We start from the raw sequence: 12,338 nt of genomic DNA on the forward strand, positions 1-12,338 counted from the left end.
GGGCTTGTGCGGGGCGGTGCTCGGTTCCATCGTGCCGCGTTTGATAGGCGGTGCATTTGAACGACGCTAGCTACCCACGCGATCTCATCGGCTATGGGCCGAACCCGCCGCACGCGGCATGGCCCGGCGGCGCGCGGATCGCGGTGCAGATCGTGCTCAATTACGAGGAAGGCGCCGAGGCCAATATACTCGATGGCGATCCCGCGTCGGAGATATTCCTGTCCGACATCGCCAATGCTCAGCCCGTGATGGGCGCGCGGCACATGAGCATGGAGCAGATCTACGAATATGGCTCGCGCGCCGGGGTGTGGCGGCTGCTGCGGCTGTTCGAGCGCTACGATGTGCCGGTCACCATCTTCGGCGTGGCGCTGGCGATGCGGCGCAATCCGGCGGTGGTCGATGCGTTCCTGAAGGCCGGTCACGAGATCGCCTCGCATGGCTGGCGCTGGATCAATTATCAGCACGTGCCCGAGGAGCAGGAGCGCGCCGATATGCAGCGCGCGATCGAGGTGCATCGCCAACTGACCGGCGAGCGCCCGCTCGGCTGGTATACCGGGCGGACCGGGCCCAACACGCGGGCGTTGGTCGCGGAGGAAGGCGGCTTCCTCTACGACGCCGACGATTATTCTGACGATCTGCCCTTCTGGACGCAAGCGGCGGGCAAGCCGCATCTGATCGTGCCCTATTCGCTGGAGACCAACGACATGCGCTTCGCCAGCGCCAACATGCATACCGGCGACCAGTTCTTCGAATATCTGCGCGACAGCTTCGATGTGCTCTATGCCGAGGGTGACACGAGCCCGAAGATGATGTCGGTCGGGCTGCATTGCCGATTGGCCGGGCGGCCCGGCAAGATGGCCGGGTTGGAGCGCTTCCTCAAATATGCGAGCGGACACCAGGACGTGTGGTTCGCCCGCCGCATCGATATCGCCCGTCACTGGCGCGCCACGCATCCTTTCAAGGTTTCCGAATGAGCATCTTCGACGATCTGCGCAGCCAATATGTCAATCTCGCTCAGCCGCGCCTGGGCGCCGAGGTCGTGTATGCGACCGACGATTTCTTCGCCGACAAGGCGCGCCTGATCGATCCCGCCGCGCCGGTTTTCATCCCGGGCAAGTATGACGATAACGGCAAGTGGATGGACGGCTGGGAGAGCCGCCGCAAGCGGGTGCCCGGGCATGACTGGTGCGTGATCCGGCTGGGCGCGGCGGGCTTGGTCGCGGGCTTCGAGATCGACACGTCGCACTTCACCGGCAACTACCCGCCCGGCGCCGAGATCGAGGTCTGCCGCAGCGACGAACGAGTGCCGGGCGACGACGCCGGCTGGATCAAGGTCACCGGGCGGCTGGCGCTCAAGGGCGACGACCGCATCTATGTGCCGATCACCCACAACACGCCCGTCACGCATATCCGCCTGCACATATTTCCCGATGGCGGCGTCGCGCGCCTCAGGGTGTGGGGGCGGATCGCCAAGGATTGGTCGGCGGTCGATGCCGATGTGGCGCTCGACCTGTTGGCGATGGAGCATGGCGGGCGCGGGATCATCGCCAATGACGAGCATTATGGCAGTCCCGAAAACCTGACCGCACCGGGGCGTGGGGTGAATATGGGCGATGGCTGGGAAACCCGGCGGCGCCGCGAGCCGGGGCATGACTATGCGGTGCTCGAACTCGGCACGGCAGGAGTGATCGAGGAGATCACCGTCGATACCGCCCACTTCAAGGGCAATTACCCCGACCGCTGCTTCATCCAGGCCGCGCCGGTCGCGACCGGCGCGCCCGAGGAAATCGCCGCCGCGTCGGAAAGCTGGCCGGTGCTGCTGCCCGAAGTGAAGCTCGCGGCGGACACGGTGCATGTCTTCCGTGACGAGATCGCCGATCTCGGGTCGGTGCGCTTCGTGCGATTGAACATCATCCCCGATGGCGGAGTCAGCCGCTTGCGGATGGTCGGGCGGATCGTCCGGTGAGCGCGCTGTTCGAGCATAGCCCCTGGGTCGAGGAGCGCGCGGCGTCGCGCAGCCATGCCGATCTGATGGCGGCGATGTATGCCGCGTCGAGCGAGGAGCAGCTCGCCCTGATCCGCGCGCATCCCGAGCTGGCGGGCAAGGCGGCGGTTGATGGCACGCTGACCCAAGCCAGCGCCGCCGAACAGGCCAGCGCTGGCCTCGACCGGCTGACCCGAGCCGAGTTCGAGCGCTTCCATACGCTCAATGCAGCGTATCGGGAGAAGTTCGGCATGCCCTTCATCATCTGCGTGCGGCTGACCGACAAGGCGGGCATCCTCGCCGCGATGGAGCATCGGCTGGGCAACGACCGCGACACCGAGATCGCCACCGCGCTTGAGCAGATCGGCGAGATTGTCCGGTTACGGCTGGAGGCCGAGGCATGAGCGAAGCAGGCACGGAGATGTTCGGCCGAACGATCCAGCTCTTTCTGGTGGATGGTACTGCGACTGGCCTTCGTAAGGCGACGATCCATGGCTGGACCGGGCTGATCTTTGTTGCCACCAGCGCAACATTTGCGGCGCTGACCGCTCGTCTGGAACTTGATCGAACAGGGATCTATATTCTCTGGGGTCCGGATATCGAAGCGACGGGGGGAATCCGCGCCTATATCGGATCGGCCAATAGTGTTCGCGAACGCGTCAAGCAGAGTGCGCAGCAACGCGATTTCTGGGAGACTGCCATCGCGGTCACGACCAGCGATGATGACCTGTCAAAGGGGCATGTCGAATATCTCGAAGCGCGACTGATCGAGTTGGCGCTCGCAGCCAATCGCGTGGCGCTCGACAACGGCACCAGTCCTGCCGGACTGCGCCGGCGGCTTCCTGAAGCCGATCAGGCAAATATGGAACAGTTTCTAGCCAATCTGAAAATTATGTTGCCCGTTGTTGGGCTTGACCTGCTCAAGCCACAACCTCGCGCTGTGGCACGGGCTGCCACCCCGATAGCGCAACGAACCGCGCTCGAAACGGTGTTTGAGATTCGGCACAAGACGGGGGTGACCGCCAAGGCGGTTGAGGAGGACGGAGAGTTCATCGTTCTTGAGGGATCGCAAGCACTGAAAGATACTGGCTACGTTCAGCTCAGCTACGGCGATTTGAAGCAAAGCCTTATCGCTACCGGTGTGCTGCAGCCGACCATTGACGGTAAATATGTTTTTGCAAAACCCTATAGCTTCAAAAGCCCTTCCGCGGCCGCAGCCGTAGTTCTTGACCGCAACAGCAACGGTAGAATTGAGTGGAAAGTTGAGGGCGAACGCCGGACCTATCACGATTGGCAGCAAGGACGCGCCGCATCTCTTGGAGCGCGCGAATGAACACGCTTTCCACCCATGTCCTCGACACGATGCACGGCCGCCCCGCCGCTGGCCTCGCGCTGACGCTGAGCGGCGCGCAGGGCGAGATCGCGCGCGGCGTCACCAATCAGGATGGCCGCTGCCCCGATCTGCTGCCGGAGGCGCTGGCGGCGGGGCGCTACGCGCTGCGCTTCTCGGTCGCCGCTTACTTTCGCGCGCAGGGGGTCGATCTGCCCGATCCGCCCTTTCTCGACGAAGTGACGATAGACTTCGGCATGGCCGATGATGGCGGCCATTATCATGTGCCGCTGCTGGTCTCGCCGTTCAGCTACTCGACCTACCGGGGCAGTTGATGGGCGGGTTCGATCTTTGGGAGTGGCTCAACCTCGCGATCCGCTGGCTGCATCTGACCGCCGGCATCGCCTGGATCGGCGCGTCCTTTCATTTCATTGGCCTGGACCTTCGCCTCAAAAAGCCGCGCAAGGGCGACGCCTCGGGTGAAGATTGGGCGGTGCATGGCGGCGGTTTCTACCACAGCCAGAAATATATGGTCGCCCCCGCCGAGATGCCCGAGACGCTCCACTGGTCCAAATGGGAAGCCTATTGGACGTGGATCAGCGGTTTCTCGCTGCTGGTGCTGGTCTATTATGTCGGCGCGAAGAGCTTCCTGATCGATCCCGAAAAGGTCGCGCTGAGCCCGGCGGCGGGGATCGCGATCGGGCTGGCGTCGCTGGCGTCGGGCTGGGTGATCTACGATCTGCTGTGCCGCTCGTCGCTGCGATCGAGCAACCTGGTGCTCGGCATCTGCTGGTTCCTGTGCCTGCTCTTCGCGGCCTATGCGCTCAACAGCGTCTTCACCGCGCGCGGCGCCTATCTCCATGTCGGCGCGATCATCGGCACGGTGATGGTCGGCAACGTCTTCTTCGTGATCATCCCCAATCAGAAGAAGGTGGTCGCCGATCTTGTCGCCGGGCGCACGCCCGATCCGGCACTTGGCGCGGCTGCCAAGCAGCGCTCGCTCCACAATAATTACATGACGCTGCCGGTGCTGTTCATCATGATCAGCCACCATTATCCGATGACCTATGGCGCCGAGCGGCCGTGGCTGGTGCTGGCGCTGCTCGGGCTGACCGGGGTAGCCGTGCGTCATGTCTTCAACCTGCGGCACCGCGCGCAATCGACGACCCATGCGATCGCGGTGGCGGCGCTGATGGCGCTGGTCAGCGTCACCTATGTGTCGATGGAGAAGGGCGGCGGGGTGGCGGCGCAGGCGGTGCCCTTTGCCGAGGTCCAGCCGCTGATCGCCAGACATTGCGCGGGGTGCCACAGCGCCAAGCCGACGCATCCCGGATTCCCGGTCGCGCCTCTCGGCCTCAAGCTCGACAGCTATGCGCAGGCCAAGGCGGCGGCCCCGCGGATCAAGGCGATGGCAGTCGATTCCGAGATCATGCCGCTGGGCAATGACACCGCCATGACCAAGGAGGAGCGCGCCAAGCTGGGCGCGTGGATCGCATCGGGAACGCCGCAATGATCCGCTTCCTGCTCGACGGCGAGGTGATCGAGGCGGAGGTCGAGGCGACTGACAGCGTCCTCGATCTGCTGCGCTACAAGCTGCGCCGGACGGGCACCAAGGAAGGCTGCGCCGAAGGCGATTGCGGGGCGTGCACGGTGCTGCTCGGGGACGAGAGCGGGTGGCGGGCGGTGAATTCCTGTATCCTGTTCGCGCCGATGCTCGACGGCAAGGTGCTGCGGACGGTCGAGAGCCTGGGCGGCGATCATCCGGTGCAGCGTGAGATGATCGCGCGGCACGGCTCGCAATGCGGCTTCTGCACGCCGGGGATCGTGATGTCGCTGGTCGGGCGCAGCATCGGCGCGAGCGGGACCGAAGGCGTTCCGGTCGGCGATGTGCTGGCGGGCAATCTGTGCCGCTGCACCGGCTATGGCCCGATCCTGGAAGCGGGCGAGGCGGTGGGCGTGCGGGCGCAGGAAGAGCGGTTGGAACTGCCGGCGCGGGCATGGCCCAATCCGGCGACTGCCGACGAACTGGCCGAGCTGCTGCTGGCGAACCCCGAGACGCGGATCGTCGCGGGCGCGACCGATGTCGGGCTATGGGTGACCAAGCAGCACCGCGAGCTCGGGCCGACGGTGTTCATCGGCGACATCGCCGATCTGCGCGGGATCGAGGAAGGTGACGAGGCGCTGACCCTCGGTGCGGCGGTGCGCTACTCGGAGGCGCGGTTGGCGCTGACCCGGCTGCACCCCGAGCTGGGCGAGCTGGTGCGGCGGATCGGCGGGGTGCAGGTGCGCAATGCCGGCACGATCGGCGGCAATATCGCCAATGGCTCGCCGATCGGCGACATGCCGCCGGCGCTGATCGCGTTGGGCGCGGAGCTGACGCTGCGGCACGGGCGCGCGCGGCGGACGATCCCGCTCGAAAGCTTCTTCATCGCCTATGGCAAGCAGGATCGCTTGGCCGGCGAATTCGTCGAGAGCGTGCGGATTCCGCGCCCTTCGCCCGATACGCTGGTGCGGATCTCCAAGCTCTCCAAACGCTTCGACAGCGATATCTCGACGCTGTGCGGGGCCTTCGCGATCACGATTGCCGAGGGCGTGGTGAGGGAGGCGCGGATCGCGTTCGGCGGGATGGCGGGCACGCCGCTGCGTGCCGCCGGATGCGAGGCGGCGCTGACCGGTAAGCCGTGGAACGCCGAAACCGTCGAAGCGGCGGCGCTGGCGCTCGCTACCGATTATACGCCGCTCGACGATCTGCGCGGCTCGGCCGCCTATCGCCGCACCGCCGCCGCCAATCTGTTGCGGCGCATCTGGGCGGAGCGGCAGGATGGCTGAGGTGCATAGGCCCCATCCGCATGACAGCGCCGCGCTGCACGTCGCGGGTGCCGCCACCTATGTCGATGATCTGCCCGAGCCGCCGGACCTGCTCCACCTCGCCTTCGGTCATGCGCGTGACGGCCATGCGACGCTGCTCGGCCTCGATCTGGACGCGGTGAAAGCCTGCCCCGGCGTGGTCGCGGTGTTCACCGCCGCCGATATTCCCGGCGAGAATAATGTCGGTCCGGTCCAGCATGACGACCGGCTGCTCGCGGACGGCGAGATCCTCTATCCCGGCCAGCCGCTGTTCCTCGTCGCCGCCACCAGCACGCGCGCGGCGCGGCGAGCGGCGCGGCTGGCGAAGGTCGCGGCCGAGCCGCGCCCGGCGCTGGTCACCATTGCCGATGCGCTGGCGGCGGGATCGCAGATCGAGGCCAGCCAGTTCATGGGGCGTGGCGATGCCGATGCCGCGATCCGTGCGGCACCGCGCCGGGTCACCGGCAGGTTCGAAATGGGCGGGCAGGAGCATTTCTATCTTGAGGGTCAGGCCGCGCTGGCGACGCCGGGCGAGCAGGGCCAGATCCATATCCTTTGCTCGACCCAGCACCCCAGCGAGGTCCAGCATCTCGTCGCGCACCTGCTCGGCCGCGATCATGCCGATATTACCGTCGAGATTCGCCGGATGGGCGGCGCGTTCGGCGGCAAGGAGACCCAGGCCGCGCCGTTCGCGGCGGCGTGCGCTTTGGTCACGGCGAAGACCGGACGCCCCGCCAAGTTCCGGGCCGATCGCGACGACGACATGGCCTTTACCGGCAAGCGCCACGATTTCACCGCCCATTACGATGTCGGCTGCGACGAGGAAGGCCGCATCCAGGGCATCCGCATCGAGCTCGCGTCGCGCTGCGGCGCCACCACCGATCTGTCGCCGGCGATCAACGATCGGGCGATGTTCCATGCCGACAATTGCTATTTCCTGCCGGCGGTCGAGATCGTCAGCCACCGGCTCAAGACGCATACCTGCTCGAACACCGCCTTTCGCGGGTTCGGCGGCCCGCAGGGGATGATCGTGATCGAGCGGGCGATGGACGCGATCGCCGCAGCGCTGGGCCGCGATTCGCTCGAAGTGCGCCGCGCCAATCTCTATGGGCCGGGCCGCGACGTCACGCCCTATGACATGACCGTCGAGGACAATGTCGCGCCGGAGATCATCGCCGAACTGGCCGAGCGCACCGACTATGCCGGGCGGCGGGCGGCGGTGGCGGCGTTCAACGCCTCGCACGCTGTCCGCAAGCGCGGCCTTGCGCTGACGCCGGTCAAGTTCGGGATCAGCTTCACCACCACCCATCTCAACCAGGCGGGCGCGCTGGTGCTGGTCTATGCCGATGGCTCGATCCAGCTCAACCATGGCGGCACCGAGATGGGGCAGGGGCTGCACATCAAGGTGGCGCAGGTGGTGGCGGACCTGTTCGCGGTGCCGATCGCCAAGGTGCGCGTCACCGCGACGCGGACCGACAAAGTGCCCAACACTTCGGCGACCGCGGCATCTTCGGGCGCCGATATGAACGGTATGGCGGCGTTCAACGCGGCGATGACCATCCGCGAGCGGATGGCGGCATTCGCCGTGGAGCAGTTGGGCGGCGAGGCGGAATTCACGGCCGATGGCGTGGTGGCGGGCGGGCGGACCATCCCCTTCGCCGATTTCTGCCGCATGGCGCATATGGGCCGGGTGTCGCTATCGGCGACCGGCTTCTACGCGACGCCCAAAATCCATTACGACCGCGCCAGCCATAGCGGGCGGCCGTTCCTTTACTTCGCCTATGGCGCGGCGCTGAGCGAAGTCGAGATCGACACGCTGACCGGCGAGAACCGCGTGGTCTCGGTCGATATCCTCCACGATGTCGGCCGCTCGCTGAATCCGGCGATCGATCTTGGGCAGATCGAAGGCGGCTTCATCCAGGCGATGGGCTGGCTGACCACCGAGGAACTGGTGTTCGACGACCGGGGGCGGCTGCTGACCCATGCCCCCTCGACCTACAAGATTCCCACCGCCAACGACCGGCCCGAGATGCGGATCGCGATCTGGGAAGCGGGCCGCAATCACGAGGCGACGATCCACCGCTCCAAGGCGGTGGGCGAGCCGCCGTTCATGCTGGCGATCTCGGTCTTCTCGGCGCTGACCGAGGCGGTGGCGGCAGCGGCGCCGGGCAAGGGCTTCCCCCAGCTGGATGCGCCCGCCACGCCCGAGCGCATCCTGGCGGCGGTCGAGGAACTGCGCGGGCGATGAGTTGGGCTGGTTTTGCGCGTGCCGCCCTGGCGGCGGAGCCGGTGGCTCTGGTCACCGTCCTTGCCACCGAAGGCTCGGCGCCGCGCGGGCCGGGCGCGCGGATGGTGGTAACCGCCGGCTGCCAGCACGGCACGATCGGTGGCGGTGCGCTCGAGCATCAGGCGGCGGCGCAAGCGCGCGCGATCCTTGGCCTGCCGCCGGGAAGCTGGCGGGTGCAGGATTATCCGCTTGGGCCGCTGCTCGGCCAATGCTGTGGCGGGCGGGTTCGGCTGCTGGTCGAGCGGCTGGCGGAGGTCATTGAGGAACCTGCGATCATCACTTTAGGAGGCACTATCCAACGTATCCGGCTTCCCGGCGAAGGCCGGGACCCAGCATCGGAGGTTTCCCAACTGGACCCCGGCGTTCGCCGGGGAGCCATTTCGGCAAGGGGGCCATTGCCAGTTTCAGGGAACTCGTTCGCAGAGCCTACTGAAACCGACGCCATGCCGCTGTTCCTGTTCGGCGCAGGCCATGTCGGGCAGGCGATCGCCGCGCGGGCGCAGGGCCTGCCGCTGCATCTGGCCTGGTTCGATACGCGGCCCGAAGCCGCAGAGACGCCGGGGGTGGTTCTGGCCAATGAGGATGAGATGGTCGCTTGCGCAGGCGAAGCGCCCGCCGATGCGGCGGTGGTGATTCTTACCCATGACCATGGGCTCGATTACCGCCTCACCGAAGCGGCGCTCGGCAGCCCGGCGCATTTTGTCGGGCTGATCGGTTCGCAGACCAAGCGCGCGCGATTCGTGTCGCGGCTAGACAAGGCTGGTATCGATGCGGGCCGGCTGACCTGCCCGATCGGGCTGGCCGGGATCGATGGCAAGGAGCCCGAGGTGATCGCCATCGCCACCCTCGCGCAATTGCTGACGCTGAGGCAGGCGGCATGAAGGCGTTTCGCGGCGAGATATTGAGCGTGCCGGAAGAGGGCGATGTCCGCCACTATCCGGACGGGCTGCTGTTGGTCGAAGATGGGATCGTCACGTCGTGCGGGCCCTATGCCGATCCCGGCGTCCCCGTTGAAAAGCTCGATGGGATCACCGTCCCCGGCTTCATCGATTCGCACATCCATTATCCGCAGACCGAGCGGATCGCCTCGCATGGCGAGCAATTGCTGCAATGGCTTGAGCGGCACATTTTTCCGGCGGAGCAGGCATTCGCCGACATGGATCACGCGGCGGCGATCGCGGCGTTCTTCCTCGACGAATTGCTGCGCAACGGCACGACCAGCGCGCTGGTGTTCGCGACGGTGCACACGCAATCGGTCGATGCCCTGTTCGAAGCGGCGCTGACGCGCGACATGCGGATCGTATCGGGCAAGGTGCTGATGGATCTCGGCCCGCCGGGCCTGCGCGACACGCCGGAAAGCGGCCGTGCGGACAGCGAGGCGCTGATCGCCAGATGGCGGGGCAAGGGCCGGCTCGGTTATGCGGTGACGCCGCGTTTCGCGCTGACCTCCAGCGACGAGCAGCTGGCCGAGGCGAGCGCATTGCTGGCGGCGCATCCCGATGTGCTGATGCACACGCATCTCTCCGAGAACCAGGGCGAGATCGCTGTGGTCGCCGAGCGTTTTCCCGACGCGGCCGACTATCTCGATGTCTATGACCGCTTCGGACTGGTCGGCCCGCGATCGGTGTTCGCGCATTGCGTGCATATGAGCGAGCGGGCGATGGAGCGGATGGCCGAAGCGGGGGCGGGGATTGCCTTTTGCCCGACCAGCAACCTGTTCCTCGGCTCCGGCCTGTTCGATCTGGCGCAGCGCGACCGGCACGGCGTCAAGCTCGGCATGGGGACCGATATCGGCGCGGGGACGAGTTTCTCGCTGCTCCATACGCTCGGCGAGGCGTACAAGGTCTGCCAGTTGCGCGGGGTTTCGCTCGATCCCTTCCGGGCGCTGCATCTGGCGACGGCGGGGAGCGCGCGGGTGATGGGCATCGCCGACAAGGTGGGGGCGCTGCTGCCGGGTCAGGAGGCCGACTTCGTGGTGCTCGATCCCGCCGCGACACCGCTGCTGGCACGGCGGACCAAGGGCGCGTCGATCCACGACAAGCTGTTCGCGCTGCAGGTATTGGGCGACGACCGGGCGGTGGCCGCGACCTATCTGCGCGGCAAGCTGGCATATGCGCGCTAGGCGATCGCGTCGATCCAGCCGGGTAATTCGGCGAGGCTGGTGAGCTGACGGAGACGCGGATGCTCGGGTGCGTCGGCCGCCTCGTGCGACCAGACCAGCTCGTGCGGCACGAACGCGGCCCAGGCGCCGGATGCAAGCGCGGGGAGGATATCCGAGCGCATCGAATCGCCGGCCATCAACGCGCGATCGGCCGGTACGCCGTGCGCGGCGAAGACGCGGGTGAAGGTCTCGGGCCGCTTGTCGCTGACGATCTCTATGCCTGCGAAGCGCTCGCCCAGCCCGGAGGCGGCGAGCTTGCTTTCCTGGTGGAGCAGATCGCCCTTGGTGACGAGAACCAAGGGAGCGCGCTCGGCCAGCGCTTCCAGCGTTTCTTCCACGCCCGGCAGCAGTTCGACCGGATGCGCGAGCAATTGGCGGCCCGCGGCGAGGATCTCGGGAATGGCATTGCGCGGCAGTGCGTCGCCGCAAATCTCGATCGCGGCTTCGATCATCGAGAGTGTGAAGCCCTTGGCACCATAGCCATAGGTGGGAAGGTTGCGGCTCTCGATCGCGTTGAGGCGGGTGCGGACGGCATCGCTCCCGGCAAAGGGCGCGAGCATCCGGTGCAGCGCGTCTTCGGCGGCCTCGAAATGGCGCATATTGTGCCAGAGCGTATCGTCGGCATCGAGGCAGATCAGTTGAATCGGCATGGACGCGGTCTTAGCGCGCGCGGCGGGAAGCGACAGGTCAAACCGTCGCGTTCCAGACGCTGAGCATGACCAGCAGCGGGAAACCCGCCAGCACGATGGTCAGGAAGTTCCTGAGCATGGTGGTTCTCCGAAAAGGGGTGGGGCGACGCCGAGTAAACGCCGCCCCACCCGGGGATACTGAGCGAGGGGCTCAGAAGCGGTAGCCGATGCCGACCAGCGCCTGGTGACGCGACACGTCGTTGCCGTAGTCGGTGTAGCGATATTCGGCCTTGGCGTAGATCTTGTCGGTGATCATGTGCTCGATGCCCGCGCCGATGCGCCAGCCGTCTTCGTTGCTGCGCACGTTGGTCACGGTGTTGCCCGTCGTGCCGCCGATCACGGCGCGGACATTGTACTGGCTGTTGGCGTAGCCGCCCTTCGCATAGAGGAAGGTCTTGTCGCCGATCTTGGCGCCGGCGCGCAGCGAGACGCCCAGGTCGCGGCCGGTGGTGATGCGGTAGCTGCTGGTGCCGGCCGCATAGCGGTTATCGCCCGAGGCGAGGAAACCGGCATCGGCTTCCAGACCGACGCGGAAGGTGTTGCCGAGCGCGATGTCGTAGCCGATCGCGCCGCCGAGGCGGACGCCGTCGAGCGTGTTCGGGGTCGCCGCGACGCCGTCATCGGCGTTGGTCGAATCATAGCCGGCATTCACTTCGACGCGGGGGCCGGTGAAGTCCTGGGCGCTCGCCTGCTGGGCGAACGAAAGCGCCGAGACGCCGGCGAGGAGGAAAAGAACGGTACGCATAATTGGCATTCCCTGAATTGTCCGGTCGATGCCGGGGTGTGTGAGCGGCCGGAAGCGACCGTCTGGGGCTCGGTTAGGCGGCGGATTCGCGGGCGGCACGCGCCCCGCGACCGGCGCGACGAAGCTGCGGCGAGACCGTTTCGGCGCCGCGACGAAGCGACGAAAACGCGGTGCGATCAGGGGTTCGCGAGAGCGGAAAACGAAACGGCCACCCGGACGGGTCGTCCGGGTGGCCGCTATGTGGGCGCCGTCTTCTAGGGGGCGACGGGCGCTCGTGCGCCGCCAAGGCCGGGGG

Annotated in this window: 12 protein-coding genes; 10 read left to right on the forward strand and 2 right to left on the reverse strand. The window is 66.6% G+C overall.

Annotated features, from left to right (window positions below):
• The first annotated feature begins 56 nt into the window (after nt 1–56).
• From puuE to guaD, 10 genes are read left to right on the forward strand one after another with little or no spacing between them, the layout of a single operon-like run.
• The gene (puuE, locus tag KF730_RS15865; RefSeq protein ID WP_294098979.1) at nt 57–974 is read left to right on the forward strand and encodes an allantoinase PuuE; all 918 of its coding nucleotides are present in this window, start codon (nt 57–59) and stop codon (nt 972–974) included.
• Nucleotides 971–1,966: an allantoicase gene (gene alc / locus KF730_RS15870; protein ID WP_294098981.1), complete on the forward strand. Its 996-nt coding sequence runs from the start codon at nt 971–973 to the stop codon at nt 1,964–1,966. Before puuE ends, alc begins: the two co-directional genes overlap by 4 nt.
• A complete protein-coding gene (gene uraD, locus KF730_RS15875; RefSeq protein ID WP_294098983.1) occupies nt 1,963–2,388 on the forward strand; it encodes a 2-oxo-4-hydroxy-4-carboxy-5-ureidoimidazoline decarboxylase in 426 nt (141 codons plus the stop codon). The genes alc and uraD overlap by 4 nt, the downstream gene beginning before the upstream one ends.
• Complete coding sequence (locus KF730_RS15880; RefSeq protein WP_294098985.1) at nt 2,385–3,317, forward strand: GIY-YIG nuclease family protein; 933 nt, start codon at nt 2,385–2,387, stop codon at nt 3,315–3,317. Before uraD ends, KF730_RS15880 begins: the two co-directional genes overlap by 4 nt.
• Nucleotides 3,314–3,649, forward strand: a complete 336-nt coding sequence (gene uraH / locus KF730_RS15885; RefSeq protein ID WP_294098988.1) for a hydroxyisourate hydrolase — start codon at nt 3,314–3,316, stop codon at nt 3,647–3,649. The genes KF730_RS15880 and uraH overlap by 4 nt, the downstream gene beginning before the upstream one ends.
• Nucleotides 3,649–4,827 carry a urate hydroxylase PuuD gene (locus tag KF730_RS15890; protein ID WP_294098991.1) on the forward strand — a complete coding sequence of 393 codons (1,179 nt, stop codon included), beginning with the start codon at nt 3,649–3,651 and terminating at the stop codon, nt 4,825–4,827. Before uraH ends, KF730_RS15890 begins: the two co-directional genes overlap by 1 nt.
• Nucleotides 4,824–6,143, forward strand: coding sequence for an FAD binding domain-containing protein (locus tag KF730_RS15895; RefSeq protein WP_294098994.1), 1,320 nt, complete (start codon nt 4,824–4,826; stop codon nt 6,141–6,143). Before KF730_RS15890 ends, KF730_RS15895 begins: the two co-directional genes overlap by 4 nt.
• Nucleotides 6,136–8,409 carry a xanthine dehydrogenase molybdopterin binding subunit gene (gene xdhB, locus KF730_RS15900; protein ID WP_294098996.1) on the forward strand — a complete coding sequence of 758 codons (2,274 nt, stop codon included), beginning with the start codon at nt 6,136–6,138 and terminating at the stop codon, nt 8,407–8,409. Before KF730_RS15895 ends, xdhB begins: the two co-directional genes overlap by 8 nt.
• Entirely contained in the window at nt 8,406–9,329 is a 924-nt protein-coding gene (gene xdhC, locus KF730_RS15905) for a xanthine dehydrogenase accessory protein XdhC (RefSeq protein WP_294098997.1), read from the forward strand. The genes xdhB and xdhC overlap by 4 nt, the downstream gene beginning before the upstream one ends.
• Nucleotides 9,326–10,570, forward strand: a complete 1,245-nt coding sequence (gene guaD, locus KF730_RS15910) for a guanine deaminase (protein WP_294099002.1) — start codon at nt 9,326–9,328, stop codon at nt 10,568–10,570. The genes xdhC and guaD overlap by 4 nt, the downstream gene beginning before the upstream one ends.
• Here the strand turns inward: guaD and KF730_RS15915 are convergent.
• Both KF730_RS15915 and KF730_RS15920 read right to left on the reverse strand, forming a co-directional pair.
• Nucleotides 10,567–11,259, reverse strand: a complete 693-nt coding sequence (locus KF730_RS15915; RefSeq protein ID WP_294099005.1) for an HAD family hydrolase — start codon at nt 11,257–11,259, stop codon at nt 10,567–10,569. The two genes, guaD and KF730_RS15915, sit on opposite strands and share 4 nt — an antisense overlap.
• A gap of 190 nt (nt 11,260–11,449) precedes the next feature.
• Nucleotides 11,450–12,043 (reverse strand): porin family protein, encoded by a 594-nt coding sequence (locus KF730_RS15920; RefSeq protein ID WP_294099010.1) that lies wholly within the window; start codon nt 12,041–12,043, stop codon nt 11,450–11,452.
• Between the last annotated feature and the right edge of the window lie 295 nt (nt 12,044–12,338).

The organism is Sphingomonas sp. (genome assembly GCF_019635515.1).
GTDB lineage: Bacteria > Pseudomonadota > Alphaproteobacteria > Sphingomonadales > Sphingomonadaceae > Sphingomonas.